This window comes from Demequina sp. (assembly GCF_047975725.1).
Taxonomy (GTDB): domain Bacteria; phylum Actinomycetota; class Actinomycetes; order Actinomycetales; family Demequinaceae; genus Demequina.
Genome location: NZ_JBKEED010000031.1, coordinates 1 through 18433, shown reverse-complemented (window position 1 = coordinate 18433; position 18433 = coordinate 1). Strand labels below are relative to the sequence as shown.

Below are 18433 nucleotides of genomic sequence, written 5' to 3'. Positions count from 1 at the left end.
GGATGGGCGGCGGACTGCTACGGAGGAGAGTGCATGAGCGAGAACACCTTGGGAGCGAAGGCCACACTGGACGTGGTGGGCCGGGAGTACGAGATCTACCGCCTGGACGCGGTTCCCGGACTGGAGCGGCTCCCGTACTCGCTCAAGGTTCTTGCTGAGGCGCTCCTGCGCACCGAGGATGGCGCGAACATCACCGCCGACCATGTGAAGGCGCTCGCCGCGTGGGATCCGCAGGCGGAGCCTGACACCGAGATTCAGTTCACGCCCGCCCGCGTGGTGATGCAGGACTTCACCGGTGTGCCGTGTGTCGTGGACCTCGCCACCATGCGTGAGGCCGTGGTCGACCTCGGCGGCGACCCGTCCGTCATCAACCCGCTCGCGCCCGCCGAGATGGTCATCGACCACTCCGTCGTGATCGACGTGTTCGGACGCTCCGACGCGCTCGAGCGCAACACGGACCTCGAGTACGAGCGCAACCGTGAGCGCTACCAGTTCCTTCGCTGGGGCCAGACCGCCTTCGACAACTTCAAGGTGGTGCCCCCGGGCACCGGAATCGTGCACCAGGTCAACCTCGAGTACCTGGCACGCGGCGTGATGACGCGCGACGTCGACGGCGCCGTCCAGGCCTACCCCGACTCGTGCGTGGGCACCGACTCGCACACCACGATGATCAACGGACTGGGCGTGCTCGGCTGGGGTGTGGGTGGCATTGAGGCCGAGGCCGCGATGCTCGGCCAGCCCGTGTCGATGCTGATCCCCAAGGTCGTGGGCTTCAAGCTCACCGGTGCCATCCCTGCGGGGGCGACCGCGACCGACGTGGTGCTCACCATTACCCAGATGCTGCGCCAGCACGGCGTGGTGGGCAAGTTCGTCGAGTTCTACGGCGAGGGCGTGGGCGCTGTGCCTCTGGCCAACCGCGCCACGATCGGCAACATGTCGCCTGAGTTCGGCTCGACCGCCGCGATCTTCCCGATCGACGGCGTCACCATTGACTACCTCAAGCTCACGGGCCGTTCCGAGGAGCAGGTGGCACTCGTCGAGGCCTACACCAAGGCCCAGGGCATGTGGCACGACCCCGCCGCCGAGGGCTACATCGAGCCCGTGTTCTCGGAGTACCTCGAGCTCGATCTCTCGACCGTGGTGCCTTCGATCGCGGGCCCCAAGCGCCCGCAGGACCGCATCGAGCTGTCCGTGGCCAAGGAGTCCTTTGGCCGCTCGATCCTCGACTACGCGAGCCACGAGGAGCACGAACTGCACGGGCTCGACGAGTCCGTCGAGGAGACGTTCCCCGCGTCCGACCCCATCGCCGCCGAGGCCCACGCGGGAGACGAGCCCGAGCCGCAGCCCGCATCGGCCGCAGTGGTGGCGAGCCGGCCCACCAAGAAGGTGCCGTTCACGCTCGCCGATGGCACTGTCACGGAGCTTGACCACGGCGCAGTCGTGATCGCCTCGATCACCTCGTGCACCAACACGTCGAACCCCTCGGTGATGCTCGCCGCGGCGCTGCTGGCGCGCAACGCCAACCGTCGTGGCCTAAGCGTCAAGCCGTGGGTGAAAACCTCGATGGCGCCTGGTTCGCAGGTCGTCACCGACTACTACGAGAAGGCCGGGCTGTGGCCCGACCTCGAGGCGCTCGGCTTCCACCTGGTGGGCTACGGCTGCACCACCTGCATCGGAAACTCCGGTCCGCTGCCGCAGGAGGTCTCGGACACGGTGAACGAGCACGACCTCGCAGTCGTGTCCGTCCTCTCCGGAAACCGCAACTTCGAGGGCCGCATCAACCCCGATGTGAAGATGAACTACCTCGCATCGCCGCCGCTCGTCATCGCCTACGCGCTTGCCGGCACGATGGACTTTGACTTCGAGACCGATGTGCTCGGCCAGGACGCGGACGGTCACGACGTGTTCCTCGCGGACATCTGGCCCGACGCCGCAGAGGTGGAGTCGGTGGTGCAGTCTTCGATCACCGAGGAAATGTTCGCCAAGGACTACGCCGATGTGTTCGCAGGAGATTCCCGTTGGAAGGGCCTGCCCACTCCGGATGGCAAGACGTTCGAATGGGAGGCGGACTCGACCTACGTGCGCAAGCCCCCGTACTTCGAGGGCCTCGAGATGGAGCCCGCGCCCGTCGAGGACATCGCCGGTGCCCGCGTTCTCGCGCTGCTGGGCGACTCCGTCACGACCGACCACATCTCGCCCGCAGGCTCGATCAAGGCCGACAGCCCCGCTGGCGTGTACCTTGCCGACAACGGCGTCGAGCGTCGCGACTTCAACTCCTACGGTTCGCGCCGTGGCAACCACGAGGTCATGATCCGCGGCACTTTCGCCAACATTCGCCTCAAGAACCTGCTGCTCGACGGCGTCGAGGGTGGCTACACCTTCAACTTCATCAAGGGCGAGCAAGACACGATCTACGACGCCGCGCAGGACTATGCGGCACAGGGCACCCCGCTCGTGGTGCTCGCGGGCAAGGAATACGGTTCGGGCTCGTCTCGTGACTGGGCCGCCAAGGGCACGAGCCTGCTGGGCGTGCGCGCGGTCATCACGGAGAGCTTCGAGCGCATTCACCGCTCCAACCTGATCGGTATGGGCGTGCTCCCGCTGCAGTTCCCCACGGGCCAGAGCGCGGCCTCGCTGGGACTTGATGGCACAGAGACCTTCGACATTGTGGGCGTGGCTGCCTTCAGCGCAGGGGAGCACCCGCGCACGCTGCCGGTCAAGGCCACCAAGACCGATGGGTCGGTCGTCGAGTTCGACGCGGTTGTCCGTATCGATACTCCTGGCGAGGCGGACTACTTCCGCAACGGTGGAATCCTCCAGTACGTGTTGAGGTCGCTGGTCGCCTGACCAGGCGTGGTGGGCGGTGTCCGCACCGCCCACCGCCTTGATGCTCGTACAGTGGACAGACCAGATCGCGAAGGAGGGTCCGTGCTCGAGCGCATTGAATCGCCGCGAGACCTGCGCGGGCTGAGCGCCGCGGAGTTGACCGAACTCGCCCAAGATATCCGGCAGTACCTGGTGGCCTCGGTCTCCAAGACGGGTGGACATCTGGGTCCCAATCTGGGTGTCGTCGAGCTCACCATCGGTGTGCACCGAGTGTTCGACTCGCCGCACGACACGATCGTGTTCGACACGGGCCATCAGTCGTACGTCCACAAGTTGCTCACCGGCAGGCGTGACTTCGCTGACCTGCGCAAGCGCGGAGGACTCGCGGGCTACCCGCAGCGCAGCGAATCCGAGCACGACGTGGTCGAAAACTCGCACGCGTCCACGGCCGTTTCCTGGGCCGCTGGTATTGCTCGTGGCCGCACGCTGAGGGGAGAGCGCGACCGCACCACGGTGGCCGTGATCGGCGATGGCGCGCTGACAGGCGGTATGGCGTGGGAGGCGCTGAACTCTGTGGCCGAGACGTCGGACCGCGTGGTCATCGTGGTGAACGACAACGGCCGTTCCTACGCACCGACCATCGGCGGTCTTGCCCGCAGGTTGGACGGCATCCGCACTGACCCCCGCTACGAACAGGTCTTGGGTTGGGGCAAGCGCAACTTCGAAAACCGCGGCCGCTTGCGTCACTTCACCTACCAGTCAGTCCTGCACGGCAAGCGAGCCCTCAAAGGTCTGATCGCCGAGCAGGGGCTGTTCGAAGACCTGGGACTCAAGTACGTGGGTCCGGTCGACGGTCATGACTTGCCTCAGGTGGAGGCCGCGCTGCGCCACGCGCACGAATACGGCGGCCCCGTGATCGTCCATGTGCTCACCCAGAAGGGTCGGGGCTACGTTCCTGCAGAGGAAGACGTGGCAGACCGTTTCCACGCCGTGGGCAAGATCCACCCCGAGACGGGGCTGCCTGTCGAGCCGAGCCGGTTCGGGTGGACCAAGGTGTTCGCCGAAGAGATGCTCGAGGTTGCGCGCGAACGCGACGATGTGGTGGCCATGACCGCGGCCATGCTCGCTCCCGTGGGGCTCCAGCCCATGGCCCAAGAGTTCCCCGATCGGGTGCTCGACGTGGGGATCGCCGAGCAGCACGCGGTCACCAGCGCGGCGGGCCTTGCGTTCTCCGGTCTCCACCCCGTGTTCGCCGTCTACGCCACCTTCTTGAACAGGGCCTTCGACCAGGTGCTCATGGACGTGGCGTTGCATGGCGCGGGCGTGACGTTCATGCTCGACAGAGCCGGTATTACGGGTGACGACGGCCCCAGCCACAACGGCATGTGGGACATGGCCTTGCTCAGGCACGTGCCCGGCCTGCGTCTGGCCGCACCCCGCGACGCGAGCACCCTGCGCCGCGCGTTCCGCGAGGCCGTCGACGTCAGCGACGCGCCCACCGTGGTGCGCTACCCCAAGGGGCCCGTGGGCGAGGACCTCGTCGCGGTCGAGTCGCATCAGGACATCGACGTGCTCGCACGTCATGGCGACCAGCCTCGCGTGGTGGTGTTTGGCCTGGGCTCGATGGCCGCGACGGCGATCGATACGGCTGAGAAGATCTCCGCTGAGGGAGTGGAGACGCTCGCAGCGACAGCCACGTGGGTGCATCCCGTGCCGCAGGCGCTGCTCGAGGTCATCGGCGATGCCGAGCTCGTGGTCACTGTCGAGGACGGACTCACCGACGCGGGCATGGGCGAAGAGTGGGCAGCGTACGCGCGCCTCGCTGGAGTCGACGCCAAGTGGCTCCACCGGGGAATTCCCCGGCAGTTCCTCGACCACGCCTCACGCGATCAGATCATCGAAGCCGTTGGACTCGAGGCTTCCGTGATTGCTCAGGACGCGCTGGGCGCATTGTCGTAGCGGCACCAGGGACGATGTGGGATATCGCACATTGCTCATCCCAGTGATGCACCGATAGGTTCCTATGCGATTGCGCACCACGAGCCTGGCCGATGGGTGCGCTCGGCATACGACTTGAGGGGGTCGTCCGTGATGACGGAAAGTGGCAACGGAGCGGGTGCGGGGGAGTACATCCTCCAGCCGGACGGCAGCTACCTGTGCGAGCAGCGCCAACCGGACGGGTCGGTGCTCTACTTCCAGCAGCTCCCCGACGGTGCCTTCGGCTACTTTGTCCCGCGCGAGGCCGCAGCGCCTGCGTACTTCCGGCGCTTGCCTGACGGGACCTTCCAGGAATGGGTGCAAGCACCCGACGGCTCCTACGTGCCACCGGCTGTGACCACCGTGCCCCCGATCGCCCCGGACACAGGGGCGTGGGGCTCAACCGCCGCATCGGCCGGGCTGGGCCATGGACCGCGAGATGCGGAGGTCGCCGATGTGGCAACGCCGAGCGCGCCGCGGGTGCCGGGAGCGGCACGCAAGCCCGCGCTCATTGCTGGTGTCGCTGCGGGTGTGGTGGTGATTCTCGGTGTCGGGATCTTTGCCGGCATGCACCTGCTTGGTGGGCGCAGCGCGGAGCGTGACACGGGACTGCGAGTGGCGGACATGGCGACGGAGCCCGCCGTGGGGTGGACCTTCGACATGGCGCTCGGGATCGAACCGGGCTACGCCGGATACGTGTCGTACGCGGTGGTCGGGGACGACCGCGTCCTCGTGGCACCCAACTTCGACTTTGTGACCTTTGAGGCGGACACCGCCTCGCTCCCGTACTGGAACTACGACGTGACATGGACGTCCACTTACGAGGCCGAATACGACACAGGGTGGGATGCCGGACTGGCCTACGAGCAGGCGTACGACGCCTGGAGCAACGACACGACCTGGGAAGTCGAGTACCCGGACGAAGAGGAGTTCTGGCCCGGCGAGTCGGACGTGTGGTCTCCGGATGCGGCCACTGACGGCGGCATGATTGACGGCTACAACGATGCTCGAAGCGGCTTCGAGTACGGCGAGAACCGACTGTCGAAGCCCGTCTCGCCGGACTTTGAACCCACCGTCGCGATGGTCGATCTGGTGACCGGTCAGGAGCGCTGGTCGCTGTCGCTGGCCGACCTCTGGGGCGGCGACGCAGTGGACCTCGAGGTCGTCGACGCGGGTGACGGTAGGCATGCAGTGGTCTCGATGGCCGTCGCGGGAGCCGAGCCGTACGACGAGTTCGTCGTGGTGGACGTGGACAAGGGCACGATCGTGGGCTCCGTCAAGGTCGATGGCGGCTTGGCGCGGGCCGACGTGGACAGTGGAGAGTTCTACCTCGTCGAGGAGGATCCGGACGGCACATCGACGACGGTCGCGCGCTACGACATCACCAACATCGCTGGCGACCCGTCGTGGGAGGTCGACGTCGACGGCTACGCCTACGTGGGCTTCGAGCCTGACTTCCTCACCGTCCGTGGTGACGAGTACGTGGCACTCGACCGGGTCACAGGAGAGCCGACGGCCTTTTCGCGACAGCTCGATGACAACACCACGGTGATCGAGCTGTCAGGCGTCCTGGTGCGCATCGAGTACGACGACGAGGACCCTGCCGAAATCATGGCGATCGACGCCGAGGGCAAGGACGCGTGGGACAGCCCCGTCAAGGCCGAGAGTCTGTCGACGACCGATGGCTACTTGTGGGTGGGTGACGGCAACGACGGTTGGTTCTACGAGAGCATGAACCACATCGACCTGCGCACCGGCGAACCGGTGTGGGAGAAGGACCTCGACGCGGAGCACTCCGGCGTGAGCGGCGTGCAGGACGGCTATGCCTACATCTCCGGTGACGGCGAGATTCTCAAGGTCTCGATGAGCAGCGGCGAGATCGTCGACTCGTTCAGGGCCACTGTCGAGGGGGTGTGGCTCGGAAAGTCGATGCTGTTTGCTCTGGATGGAGACGAGTTCATCTCGGTGGGCTTCGACGACCTGTCAGAGAACTGGGCAATGGACCTCGATGAGGATCAGAGCGTCAGCCCGTTTGGCTCACACCTGATGATCGTCGAAGGCAACGAACTGCTCTCCCTGGAGTCCTAGACGAGCCGCATCATGCGCGCGCGGGGGTCGACCTAGCTGGCGTCCTCGGCCGGCGCCGCGCTGGCCGATTCGAAGGCCTGCGCCAGTAGTCCAGAGACGAGGTTCACCTGCCACGCGCGCGCGCCGCGGCCGGTCAGGAAGCCACGAATCCACTCCTCACCGCCATCGCGATACTCCCAACAGCATCGGCGCAGGGCATCGGGCTGGAGGAGGTTCTCCGCGGGAATCTCGTGCGCGTCCACCAGGGAAGTGATGACGTCCTTGGCCGCAGCCAAACGAGCGGCCGCTTCAGGGCGCTTGTCCTTCCACATGCGCGGCTGCGGCGGACCGTCGCCCTGCGGGCCACGCTTGGGCGGCAGCTGCGACTCGGGAGCCGACATGGCGGCCTCGATGGCGGGGTACCAGAACGACGCGCGCCTGCGCGTTCCCTTGGACTGCCATTCGCGCACCTGGAGAAGCGCGTCCAGGTTCGCGGGCTTGGCCTGTGCGGCAGACACCATCGCGGCGTCACGCAGCACTCTGCCGGGAGAGGTGTCGCGGCGCTGGGCCTCCCTGTCGCGGGCCTCCCACAAGGACTTCACGATGGCGAGGCCGCGCTGGTCGCGGATCTGGTGCGAGCCGGAAGTGCGTCGCCAGGGGTCGACTCGGGGCTCAGCAGGCGGGGCGTTGCGCACCGCCTCGAACTCTTCGAGGGCCCACTCGAGCTTGCCGGCCTCCACCAGGTGGCCGTGAAGGCCGTCCCTGACCTCGATGAGCACCTCGACGTCGAGCGCCGCATAGACGAGCCACTCGTGAGGCAGAGGACGTGTGGACCAGTCCTGAGCGGAGTGCTCCTTCGCCAGTGCCAGGCCCAACTCACGTTCGACCACGGCCGCGAGCCCCACCTTGGGCCAGCCGAGCAGACGGGCCGCGAGCTCGGTGTCGAAGATCCGCGCGGGAGTCAGGCCCAGGTCGTGCATGCCGGGAAGGTCCTGGCTTGCTGCGTGGAAGACCCACTCGGCGTCACCAAAGGCCTCATTGAGAATCGAGAGGTCGGGGAGGGCGTCGGTGTCGATCAGAGCAATCCCCGCGCCCGCACGCTTGAACTGTGCGAGGTAGGTCGCCTGGCCGTAGCGGAAGCCCGACGCACGCTCGGCATCCGCCGCAACGGGCCCGTGTCCTGCTGCGAACGCCGCAGCCATCTGTTCGAGCGCGGCATGGTCGGCGATGACTGGAGGTACGCCTCCTGCCGGTTCCACGAGGGGGGTGGGCGCGACGACGGACTCCTCCGCCTCGCTCACTGGGCCGCTCCCGGCAGCATCGAGACGCCGTGGGGCACCGGTGGTAGCCCTGCGGACATCGCGAGCAGGTTGGCCCACGCGACAATGTGAGGCTCGAGATCGTTGTCATGGGGTGTCCACGAGACGCGCATCTCCACCTGGACTTCTTCTGGACGCTCGGCGAGAGCCCCGAAGGAGCGCGAGTGAGTCTTGGTCACGGTCCCCGCGACAGCGCGGGCAGGGGTGTCCTCAAGGGAATCGGTGAGCCACGACCATGCCACGTCCGACCAGAGGTCGTCTCCGCCCACTTCCACATCCACTTGTGCTCGCACCACTGTCACGATTCTGAAGTCGCCTTCCCATGCTTCTTGCCCGTCGGGGTCGTGCAACAACACGAACCTCCCTGAGGCGCTTCCCTCGTCAGAGATCACTTCGCCGTCGATGGCTGCCGCATAGGGCGCGATGCGCCCCGGCGCGGCGGTCTCCACGAGGGTGACGTCGCCCCGTGTGCGAGCGCGTCCCAGGGACGCGAGCGCCTCCAGGAAGACAGGCGGTGCCTGCGCAGCATCGTGGGCCATGCGTCGAGCCTATGGCCGTGACCCCGTGCGCCACGGTTCGCCACGCGGTTTGCGGCCACTAGGCTAGGCCGCGTACCCCGACCCCGCATGTATAAGGACGCGATAATGGCGCTTGCTCAGATCGGTGTGACAGGACTCGCGGTGATGGGCCGCAACCTGGCTCGCAACTTCGCTCGCAATGGGTTCACGGTGGCGGTTCACAACCGCTCCCCCCAGAAGATGCACTCGCTGATCGAGGAGCACGGCGACGAGGGCGCCTTCATTGGTGCCGAGTCACTCGAGGACTTTGTCGCGGCGCTGGAGAAGCCCCGCAAGGTCGTCATCATGGTTCAGGCGGGCGGCCCCACGGACGCCGTCATTGACGCACTGATCCCGCTGCTGGACCAGGGCGACATCATTGTCGACGCTGGCAACGCGCACTACGCGGACACCCGCCGCCGCGAGGCCGCGCTGCGCGAGCAGGGCCTTCACTTTGTGGGCTCCGGCGTCTCCGGCGGTGAAGAGGGCGCCCTGCTGGGCCCCTCGATCATGCCCGGTGGCCCCGCCGAGTCGTACGTCACGCTTGGCCCCATCCTCGAGAAGATCGCCGCGAAGGCGGAGGACGGCACCCCTTGCTGCGTGCACGTGGGCCCCGACGGTGCGGGCCACTTTGTCAAGATGGTGCACAACGGCATCGAGTACGCCGACATGCAGCTCATCGGTGAGGCCTACGACCTGTTGCGTGCGGGCCTCGACCTGACTCCCGCGCAGATCGGCAACATTTTTGCCGACTGGAACGAAGGCGACCTCGAGTCCTTCCTGATCGAGATCACCGCAGAGGTGCTCCGTCACGAGGACGCCCGTACGGGCCACGCACTCGTGGACGTCATCCTCGACCAGGCCGGCCAGAAGGGCACCGGCCGCTGGACCGTGCAGTCCGCGCTCGACCTCGGCGTTCCGGTCACCGGAATCGCCGAGGCCACGTTTGCCCGCGCCATCTCTTCGCAGACCGCGCAGCGTGAGGCCGCCCGTGGCGTCCTTGCCGCGAATGCAGGCGAGTTCCACATCCGCGACAAGAGCGGGTTCATCGAGGACGTTCGTCTGGCGCTGTACGCCTCGAAGGTGGTCGCTTACGCGCAGGGATTTGACCAGATTCAGGCGGCCTCGGAGGAGTTCGGCTGGGACATCAACCGCGGTGACATGGCCAAGATCTGGCGTGAGGGCTGCATCATTCGTGCTCGCTTCCTTGACCGCATTACCGAGGCCTACGACCGCAACCCCGAGCTGCCCACCCTGCTGGTGGACGAGTACTTCCAGGGTGCCGTCGCCAACGGCGTGTCCGCGTGGCGTCGGGTGGTCTCGCAGGCCGCCCTGGCGGGCGTGCCCGTGCCGGCCTTCGGCTCGTCGCTGTCGTACTACGACTCGCTGCGCGCCGAGCGCCTGCCTGCCGCAGTCATCCAGGGTCAGCGTGACTTCTTTGGCGCGCACACCTACAAGCGGATCGACGTCGAGGGCACCTTCCACACGCTGTGGTCGGATGACCGCTCCGAGGTCGAGGCCTGAGCGCACGCGAGGAGAGTCACGTGGGGGAGCACAACCAGGCCAAGCCCATGGTTCCTGTCCTCGTGGGAGGCGACATCGGCGCGTACGCGCTGCTGCGCGCCTTCCACGAGCGCTCGGGCGTGCGTGGTGTGGTGGTCGCCAAGCTCCAGACCCGTGCTTTCGCTGACACGCGCATCGCGGACGTCCGTATTGCTGACGTTGACAACGCCGATGCGCTCGTCACCGCGTTGGTCGACCTCGCCAAGGAGCGCGCAGGCGAGCGTTTGGTGTTGCTGTCGAACGCCGATTGGTACGTCGAGTCGATCATCGCTCGCCGGGCGCAACTGGAGCCCCACTACGAGATCCCGATGTGCTCGGCGGAGGTCTTCGCCCGTGTCGAGTCCAAGGCGGCCTTCCAAGCGGACTGTGAGGCCCTGGGGATTCCTGTCCCTCGGACGATCGTGGTGCGTTTCGAGGACGGCGCTGCTGTCCCTGACGGCAGCCTGGACTCGTTGACGTATCCCGTGGTCGGCAAAGCCAATTCGTCCTCCGAGCACTACCGCGTGGAGTACCCGGGCAAGAAGAAGGTTCAGCACCTGACCACCAAGGCCGAGGTGCAGACGCTGCTGGCAAACATCGCCGCGAGTGGCTATGCGGGCACGTACCTACTGCAGGACTTCATCCCCGGCGATGAGACCCAGATGCGCTCGCTGACGGCTTACCGCAATGCCAAGGGCGAGGTGACGCTGCTCAGCACCGGTCGAGTGCTGCTCGAGGAACACACCCCTGGCACGCTTGGAGTCCCCGCTGCCATCCTGACGGAGCCCTACACGGACGCGATGGATGCGATGGAGCGCTACCTTGAGCGCATCGGCTACCGGGGCTTTGCCAATGCCGACTACAAGCGCGATCCGCGCACGGGCGAGCACGTGTTCTTCGAGGTCAACCCGCGTATTGGCCGTAACAACTGGTACGTCACCGCTGCTGGAGCCAACCCCGCCGATCACGTCGCGGCGGACCTCGATGGCACTCCCATTCAGAAGGTGCGTTCCACGCGCGAGGTGCTCTACTCGGTGGTGCCGCTGGGACTGCTGACTCGCTACTTGCCTGACGCGGACTTGCGTGCGCGGGTGATCGCGGCTGCCAAGCGTTCAGTGGCGCGTCCGCTGCACAACCCCGCGGACTCGTCGTTCAAGCGGCGCGTGACGATCGCGTTGCTCACGTTCAACTACCGCCGCAAGTACCGCGAGTACTACCCCGAGCCGACGGCGACGGGCCACTAGTCGCTGTGTGGTGCAGGGGCACTCTGAGCGGAAGTACGCGGGCATGACGTCGAGACTTGTCGGACGGCGCCCCCGTGTGGAACCGCAAGAACTGATTGCGGCGCTCACGCCACCGCCGCACTTTGCCGACGCCTCTTTCGACACGTACGTGCCGGACCCGGACTTCCCCAGTCAAGAGGCGGCCCAGGCCGCGATGCGCGCGTTCGGCAAGGGCGTGGGGCGCAAGGGCCTTGGCGCGCTGCGGCGATCCAGCGGAGGCAGGGGCGTCTACCTCGACGGCGGCTTTGGGGTGGGCAAGACGCACTTGCTCGCCTCGCTCGCGCGCGAGGTGGGACAGCGGGCCGCCTTTGGCACGTTCGTCGAGTACACGCACCTGGTCGGGGCACTGGGCTTCCAGGCCACGAGGGCTGCGCTGCAGGAGTTCTCCCTGGTGTGCATCGACGAGTTCGAGCTCGATGACCCGGGCGACACCGTGCTCATGGCGCGGCTCATGCGGGAACTAGCCGATGCGGGTGTCGCCTTGGCAGCGACCTCCAACACCGTGCCGGGGTCGTTGGGGCAAGGGCGCTTTGCCGCCGACGACTTCAAGCGCGAGATTCAGGCGTTGTCGGGCGTGTTCGAGGTCATCACGATCGATGGCCCGGACTACCGCGGCCGTGGGGCGCTGACGTTCCCTGCGCCGGCGACGGTGGATCGGGTGCTTGAGGCGACCGGTGGGCCCGACGGTGCGTGTGAGGACTGGGCTGCGCTGATGGCGGACCTGACGCACGTGCACCCCAGCCGGTTTGGTCCGTACGTCGACGGGATCGGTGTGCTCGGGCTACGAGGGGTGGCGCCGCTGTCCGACCAGGCGCAGGCGCTCCGAGTCGTGGCGCTCGTGGACCGGCTGTATGACCGAGACGTGCGCATCGTGGCGTCTGGGCATTCGCTGGGCGAGATCTTTTCGCAAGACATGCTCCGTGGTGGCTACCGCAAGAAGTACTACCGTGCGCTGTCACGCCTGCTATCGATGGTGGCGGGGGAGCCCGAGCACCGCTAGCGTGTGAGCGTGAAGACGCTCGGAAGGCACGTGGTTCATGCGGTGACGCGAGGCCGGGCACGGCAACGGCGCTGGATCGCCGAGTTTGCGAGCGAGCTGCGTGGCGCTCGGGTCCTTGAGATTGGTTCGGGCAAGCAGGTCAACGGTGCGTACCCGTACTCCAGTGCCGAGCTCTTTGATCCGTCGTGTGACGTCGTGAGGTCAGACTTCAACCCTGCGTTCGGCCATGCCGTCGTCGACGTGACGGCCATGGAGTACGACGGTGAGTTCGACGCGGTGCTGTGTGCCAACGTGCTCGAGCACGTGGCGGAGCCAGCCGCGGCGGTTGCGGGGATTGCGCGGGCGTTGCGGCCCGGTGGCGTCACGCTGGTGACCGTGCCGTTCATCTACCCGCTCCACGACGAGCCCATCGACTTCTGGCGCTTCACGGAACATGGGCTGCGACACCTGTTCGCCGACTACGCCGAGGTGCACATCGCCCGTGGGGGAGCGCGCGTCGCCCCGTGGAGCTACGCGGTGACGGCTCGCCCCTGAGAGCGGGTCAGGGCAACGGCTCGGTGACGACCACCGTGTCTGGTGCGAGTCGCACGCTCCCCGAGGTGTCGCTCGACTCGCCAAACACGGCGAGGACCTGGCCGACTTCCACCTCGAACGGCTGCTCCGTCAGGTTCGCGATGACCCGAAGTGGGCCGTTCATGGCGAGCACGCGTGGCGCGAGTTCTGCGACACCGGCGGGATGAGCCTGCCAGGCCGCACGGGGCGCAATGCGGCCGCGCAACGCGATCAGCTCTGAGAACCACGCCGCAATGACGTCGTTCGTGGCTGTCGTCGCGCCCAGCCCAGAGCCGAGCTTGGAACGCAGGAACGTGAGCCGATCCTGGGGATCGGGCACCTGCACGTCGCCGCGGTACAACGCCTCCCAGCCGTGGCCTGCGAACTCGGTCATGCGTCCCTCAGACACGGCGCTGCCGAGCGGCTCGTCGTGGTCGGTGAAGAACATGAACGGGCGGGTCTCGCCGTACTCCTCGCCCATAAAGATCATGGGTGTGAAGGGCGACAGCAGCACGAGGGCGAGCGAGGCGGCCTGGGCACCAGGCGAGAGCGTAGAGGCGGGGCGATCTCCGATGGCACGGTTGCCCACCTGATCGTGGTTGGAGGCGCACACAACAAACCGGCGACGGTCGACCTCTGGCGCCACGGGAGCGCCCCATGTCTTGCCCCTGAAGGGGGAGTGGGTGCCGTTGTGCCAGAACACCTCGCGGAAGGTCTTGTCGAGCACCTCGATGGGGCCAAAGTCCACGTAGTAGCCGTGCCGCTCGCCGGTGAGGTAGGCGTGCAGGGCGTGGTGCACGTCGTCGTTCCACTGGGCGGTCATCCCCAGGCCACCCTCGGCTGTGGGGGTGACCATGCGCGCGTCGTTGAGGTCGGATTCGGCCACGAGCGATAGCGGGCGGCCCAGTCGCTCGCTCAGGTGGGCAGTCTCGTCTGACAGTTGCGCGAGGATGTGCCGGTCGGAGTCGTCGCGGATCTCGTGGACGGCATCCAGGCGCAGGCAGTCAATGTGGAAGTCTTCGAACCAGCGCAGGGCGTTGTCGCAGATGAACCGGCGCATGCCCTCGGAGTCGGCTTGGTCAACGTTGACGGCCCAACCCCAGGGGGTGTCGTGCGCGTCTGTGAAGTACGGGCCAAACTTCGACAGGTAGTTGCCGTCGGGCCCCAGGTGGTTGTAGACCACGTCAAGGCAGACGCCCAGGCCGCGACGGTGGGCGGCATCGACAAAGCGCTGGAGGGCCTCGGGGCCGCCGTAGGCCTCGTGGACGCCGTAGAGCGAGACGCCGTCGTAGCCCCAGCCGTGTCGGCCGGGGAACGGGGCAACGGGCATGAGTTCGACGATGTCGACGCCGATGGCCTTGAGGTCCGCCAGCTGTGCGATGGCGGCATCGAGGGTGCCGGTCGGCGTGAGCGTGCCCACGTGTAGTTCGTAGAACACCGCACCCAACGCGTCCACGCCGGTCCAGTCACCGTCACGCCAGGCGTGCCGTGAGGCGTCAAAGGTGCGGGACGGTCCGTGCACGCCCGCGGGCTGCCAGGCGGAACGGGGGTCGGGCCAGGGGCCATCCCCTTCGACTTCGTAGGCGTAATCGGTGCCGTGAGGCACGTCCGGCCCCCGCCACCACCCGTCGTCGCCGCGCTCCATACGGGCCTTGACCCGCTCGCCGTCGGCGGGACCGATCACGGCCACCACCGCATTGGCCGTCGGGGCCCAGACTGCCAGGCGCATCAGGCGGCCACCAGTAGCGCGACCGGCAGGCCCGCGAGCAGGTCGGACAGCGCCACCGCACCGCCCTCAAAGGTGCGCCCCGACAGCGTGTCCATCCAGGTTCCCTCGGGCAGCGTCACCGTGTGATCCCGCCATCCGCCCAGCCGCTCGAGGTCGAGCCCCAAGCGAGTGGCGACCGTGATGGCCAAGGGAATGCCTGCTGCCGTGCGTGAGAAGACCACCGCATGGCCCGAACTCGACGGCAGGGGGTGGTAGTCGCACTCGTCGCCCACGAAGGCCTCAGGGTGGTCCCTGCGCACTCGCAGCGCACGGGACGTGACCAGGAGTTTCTCTTCGGCCAAGGTGCGCGGCTTGGCGCGGGTGTCGAGCCGCGTCAGGGCGGTCGCGTACGTCTCGAAGTCCACCGCGCGACGGTTGTCAGGGTCAACCAACGAGGGCGCCACCATCTCGGTGCCCTGATAGACGTCTGGCACGCCAGGCATCGTCAACTGAATGAGCTTCATCGCGAGGGTCGCCGACCGGACACCCGCTGCCGTCTCCTTGTGCCAGGCGCGCACGATCGTGCGCACCTCGGGGTCCGCGTGGGTGGACTGGGCAAACCACAGCACTGCGGACTCGTAGTCGGCGTCCACCGCCGTCCAGGTTGTGGTGGTCTTGGCCTCGCGCATGGCCTTGATGAGATAGCCCTCAAGACGGTCCCACTCCATGAATCCTTGGGAGTCGGAGGTGCCCACGAGGGTCTGCCACCACAGGTTCTCCGTGCGGCCATCCAGGAGCGACGGGCGAATGCGTGCGGTCGCCTCTTGCAGGCTGACCACCGTCGCGTCCCACTCCTCAGCGGCCTCCGATAGCACCGACAGTCGCGCCCGCACGTCCTCGGAGCGCTTGGTGTCATGGGTAGTCAGGCACGTCATGGCATGCGGGAAGACCACTTGCTGTTCATCCGCCCAGGCATGGAAGCCAGCGGGCGGCAGCGAGAAGCGCCCTGCGGGCGAACCCACCTCGCACAGCGACAGAAGATGCGTCCAGCGGTAATAGGTCGTGTCCTCGACACCCTTGGCCATCACGGCGCCGCACGCCTGCTGGAAGCGCGTGATGAGCTCTCGCCGGTTGGCGTCGCCCGTGCGCCCTGCGGAGCCCACCTCGGCGCCCTTGAGTAGGTCGACGACCACGTCAAGAGTCTCGTGGCGCTCGTCGTCGAGCACGCCACGCGCACGCTCGGCGGCGTGGTCGATGGCATCCAGCGACGGCTGCTTGGGCGTCACGCCCGCGACTACGTAGGCGCGGTAGCGGTCAAAGGTCACCAAGAGCGTGCGCAGGCAGTCGTACAGCGCACGCCACGTGTGGTCACGCAGGCGCACATCGGAGTGGCAGATCTGGTGAGCGATGGTGGTGAGGCGGTGCACCTCGCTCGACAGCGATTCCTTGACAATCTCGCGCTTGGCCTCAGCGATGAGGTCGGGCAAGGTGCCCATGGCGTCACCCGTCACGCGGTGCAGCGTCGCGGCCAAGGGCGACGAGCCTGAGGGGTCGCGCAGCAGGGCCCCCACCCGCCATGCAGCGTCGTAGCCGGTGGTGCCCGCGGTGCGCCACGACCCGGGAAGCTGCTCGTCTCCCTCGAGAATCTTCTCTACGACCACCCACGCACCGTCCGTCGCGTCGTGCAGGCGTTGCAGGTAGCCAGCGGGATCCGCGAGGCCGTCGGGGTGGTCAATCCTCAAGCCCTGGAGCGTGCCGTCCTTGACGAGGTTGACGATCACGCGGTGCGTGGCATCAAAGACGTCCTCGTCCTCGACGCGGACGGCCACGAGCGAACCCACATCGAAAAAGCGGCGGTAGTTGAGTTCCTCGTTGGCGACCCGCCAGTAGGCCAGGCGGTAATGCTGCTGATCGACCAGGTCGGCGAGCGGCAGGTTCTCAGTGCCTTCCTTGATGGGGAACACGTGCTCGTAGTACCGCAGCACGGGCACCTCACCGGCGTCTTCGCACCCGGGTACGACCATGGTTTCGATCGACAGTTCGCCCGCGGCCAGAACGGTGCCGATGCGCTGTCCGAGCACGGGCATGAGCACCGGGTCTCCGCTGGACCAGTCGACGTCGAACCAATGTGAGTGGTCGGAGTCCTCCCCGTGCGTGAGCACGTCCCACAGAGCACGGTTATGGAAGGCGGGGGTAGGAACGGCCATGTGGTTGGGCACCAGGTCGGCGATGAGCCCGATGCCGCGCTCGCCAGCCTTCCACGACAGGTCGCGCAACGCGTCCTCGCCACCGAGCGACTGCGCGACCTTCGAGTGGTCGACCACGTCGTAATAATGGGTGGAGCCTGGAGCGGCCTCGAGGATGGGGGAGAGGTACAGGTGCGTCACCCCCAGGCGAGCGAAGTAGTCCAGCCTGGCCGCCGCATCGGCGAAGGTGAAGTCTGCACTGAGCTGCAACCGGTAGGTCGAGCCGGGAACCGGCGCGTCTACCCGGTGACCCCTTCTGCGTGCACGTTCATGGCTGGCATCCGTCATCGAGTATCCGCCCCAATCGTTGCGTTTTCGCTTCATCCTCTCAGATGGCGGTCCCGCGGTCTCCGATCCGCGGCGTCCGCCCCTGTCAGGCGGTAGAGACCTCGGTGTCCACGTCGATATTCCCGCGCGTCGCCTTCGCGCGGCCGCGACTAGGGTCGTGAGATGGATACCTGGGATGTCCGCGACTGGCGACTGCGCGTCGCCGAGCTCTACCGCGAGGTGCGCGCCTTGAGCGCACCCGAGCAGGCGCATCGGCGCTGGATAGCGGGCCGTGACGCGCTTCTGGCGGGCCACGCTGCATCCCCGGTGCCTCTCGGCCAACGGGATGGCTTTCGTGCTCGCGTGGCCACTTACGATCCGGCCTACCGGTTTGTCGTCGAGGTGCAGCCGGCGCCCGTGCACAGGCGCGAGGTGCCCACGCCGACGGACGGCCTGGTGCCCTTCGAGCGCATCGGCAAGGTGGAACTTCCCGGCCTCGGCACCCTCGACGTGTGGTGGCTCGACTCGTACGGCGGAGGCATCTTCTTGCCGCTGCGCGACGGTGGCGCTGGCGCGGTGACGTACGGTGGCGGCCGCTACGTGCTCGACACCGTGAAGGGGGCGGACCTTGGCGGCACTGGACGGGAACTCGTCGTCGACCTGAACTTCTCGTACCAGCCGTCATGCGCGTACTCGAGCGAATGGGTGTGTCCGCTTCCCGGCTCCGGCAACCGACTTGACGCCGAGGTGGCCGTGGGGGAGTTGATGCCGTCGTAGCGCCGATGCGCCTGCCGCCAGCATGCACGAAAGGCCGGCCCTTCCGGGCCGGCCTCGTGTCTGGTGGGCGATACTGGGATCGAACCAGTGACCTCTTCCGTGTCAGGGAAGCGCGCTACCGCTGCGCCAATCGCCCGAGGTGGGTACGGGATTCGAACCCGTGTATACGGCTTTGCAGGCCGCTGCCTCGCCTCTCGGCCAACCCACCGTGGTCGCCAACTGAAGCTGGCAAGGAACCTACGAGCGGACGACGGGACTCGAACCCGCGACCCTCACCTTGGCAAGGTGATGCTCTACCAACTGAGCCACGTC

At 67.1% G+C, this 18433-nt stretch carries 12 protein-coding genes and 2 tRNA genes; 8 read left to right on the top strand and 6 right to left on the bottom strand.

The window, feature by feature from the left end:
- Positions 1-33 precede the first annotated feature (33 nt).
- The 3 genes from ACK5NO_RS11455 to ACK5NO_RS11445 all read left to right on the top strand — a co-directional run bounded on the left by ACK5NO_RS11455 (position 34) and on the right by ACK5NO_RS11445 (position 6891).
- Complete coding sequence (locus ACK5NO_RS11455) at positions 34-2847, top strand: aconitate hydratase (protein WP_416812808.1); 2814 nt, start codon at positions 34-36, stop codon at positions 2845-2847.
- 81 nt (positions 2848-2928) lie between these two features.
- Positions 2929-4785, top strand: a complete 1857-nt coding sequence (gene dxs, locus ACK5NO_RS11450) for a 1-deoxy-D-xylulose-5-phosphate synthase (RefSeq protein WP_416812807.1) — start codon at positions 2929-2931, stop codon at positions 4783-4785.
- 132 nt (positions 4786-4917) lie between these two features.
- Positions 4918-6891, top strand: a complete 1974-nt coding sequence (locus ACK5NO_RS11445) for a hypothetical protein (RefSeq protein ID WP_416812806.1) — start codon at positions 4918-4920, stop codon at positions 6889-6891.
- Positions 6892-6923: 32 nt separating this feature from the next.
- Here the strand turns inward: ACK5NO_RS11445 and ACK5NO_RS11440 are convergent, their stop codons facing one another.
- Positions 6924-8171, bottom strand: a complete 1248-nt coding sequence (locus ACK5NO_RS11440) for an HRDC domain-containing protein (protein ID WP_416812805.1) — start codon at positions 8169-8171, stop codon at positions 6924-6926.
- Positions 8168-8728, bottom strand: coding sequence for a DUF3000 domain-containing protein (locus ACK5NO_RS11435; RefSeq protein ID WP_416812804.1), 561 nt, complete (start codon positions 8726-8728; stop codon positions 8168-8170). The genes ACK5NO_RS11440 and ACK5NO_RS11435 overlap by 4 nt, the downstream gene beginning before the upstream one ends.
- A gap of 105 nt (positions 8729-8833) precedes the next feature.
- On the opposite strand from ACK5NO_RS11435, the gene gndA reads away from it, so the two are divergent.
- Genes gndA through ACK5NO_RS11415 form a run of 4 tightly spaced genes read left to right on the top strand, consistent with a single transcriptional unit; the run spans position 8834 to position 13105 of the window.
- Positions 8834-10270: an NADP-dependent phosphogluconate dehydrogenase gene (gene gndA, locus ACK5NO_RS11430; protein ID WP_416812803.1), complete on the top strand. Its 1437-nt coding sequence runs from the start codon at positions 8834-8836 to the stop codon at positions 10268-10270.
- A gap of 20 nt (positions 10271-10290) precedes the next feature.
- Positions 10291-11532 (top strand): carboxylate--amine ligase, encoded by a 1242-nt coding sequence (locus tag ACK5NO_RS11425; RefSeq protein WP_416812802.1) that lies wholly within the window; start codon positions 10291-10293, stop codon positions 11530-11532.
- A 43-nt stretch (positions 11533-11575) separates the two neighbouring features.
- On the top strand, positions 11576-12571 hold the full coding sequence (gene zapE / locus ACK5NO_RS11420; protein ID WP_416812801.1) for a cell division protein ZapE: 996 nt from the start codon (positions 11576-11578) through the stop codon (positions 12569-12571).
- Positions 12572-12580: 9 nt separating this feature from the next.
- Positions 12581-13105: a class I SAM-dependent methyltransferase gene (locus ACK5NO_RS11415; RefSeq protein WP_416812800.1), complete on the top strand. Its 525-nt coding sequence runs from the start codon at positions 12581-12583 to the stop codon at positions 13103-13105.
- Positions 13106-13112: 7 nt separating this feature from the next.
- Here ACK5NO_RS11415 and treZ read toward each other — a convergent pair whose 3' ends face one another.
- Both treZ and treY read right to left on the bottom strand, forming a co-directional pair.
- A complete protein-coding gene (gene treZ, locus ACK5NO_RS11410; protein WP_416812799.1) occupies positions 13113-14852 on the bottom strand; it encodes a malto-oligosyltrehalose trehalohydrolase in 1740 nt (579 codons plus the stop codon).
- Complete coding sequence (gene treY / locus ACK5NO_RS11405; RefSeq protein ID WP_416812798.1) at positions 14852-17365, bottom strand: malto-oligosyltrehalose synthase; 2514 nt, start codon at positions 17363-17365, stop codon at positions 14852-14854. Before treY ends, treZ begins: the two co-directional genes overlap by 1 nt.
- A 162-nt stretch (positions 17366-17527) precedes the next feature.
- Here treY and ACK5NO_RS11400 point away from each other — a divergent pair, with 162 nt between their 5' ends.
- A complete protein-coding gene (locus ACK5NO_RS11400; protein WP_416812797.1) occupies positions 17528-18121 on the top strand; it encodes a DUF1684 domain-containing protein in 594 nt (197 codons plus the stop codon).
- Between the two features lie 61 nt (positions 18122-18182).
- Here the strand turns inward: ACK5NO_RS11400 and ACK5NO_RS11395 are convergent.
- Both ACK5NO_RS11395 and ACK5NO_RS11390 read right to left on the bottom strand, forming a co-directional pair.
- A tRNA-Val gene (locus tag ACK5NO_RS11395) sits at positions 18183-18257 on the bottom strand.
- Position 18258: 1 nt separating this feature from the next.
- Positions 18259-18329 (bottom strand) — tRNA-Cys (locus ACK5NO_RS11390).
- Positions 18330-18433: the final 104 nt, after the last annotated feature.

Bases quoted from the DNA above. Each gene is read 5' to 3' on its own strand.
- treZ (WP_416812799.1), bottom strand. From the start codon at position 14,852: ATGCGCCTGGCAGTCTGGGCCCCGACGGCCAATGCGGTGGTGGCCGTG.
- ACK5NO_RS11455 (WP_416812808.1), top strand. From the start codon at position 34: ATGAGCGAGAACACCTTGGGAGCGAAGGCCACACTGGACGTGGTGGGC.
- ACK5NO_RS11400 (WP_416812797.1), top strand. From the start codon at position 17,528: ATGGATACCTGGGATGTCCGCGACTGGCGACTGCGCGTCGCCGAGCTC.
- gndA (WP_416812803.1), top strand. From the start codon at position 8,834: ATGGCGCTTGCTCAGATCGGTGTGACAGGACTCGCGGTGATGGGCCGC.
- ACK5NO_RS11435 (WP_416812804.1), bottom strand. From the start codon at position 8,728: ATGGCCCACGATGCTGCGCAGGCACCGCCTGTCTTCCTGGAGGCGCTC.
- treY (WP_416812798.1), bottom strand. From the start codon at position 17,365: ATGACGGATGCCAGCCATGAACGTGCACGCAGAAGGGGTCACCGGGTA.
- ACK5NO_RS11445 (WP_416812806.1), top strand. From the start codon at position 4,918: ATGACGGAAAGTGGCAACGGAGCGGGTGCGGGGGAGTACATCCTCCAG.
- zapE (WP_416812801.1), top strand. From the start codon at position 11,576: ATGACGTCGAGACTTGTCGGACGGCGCCCCCGTGTGGAACCGCAAGAA.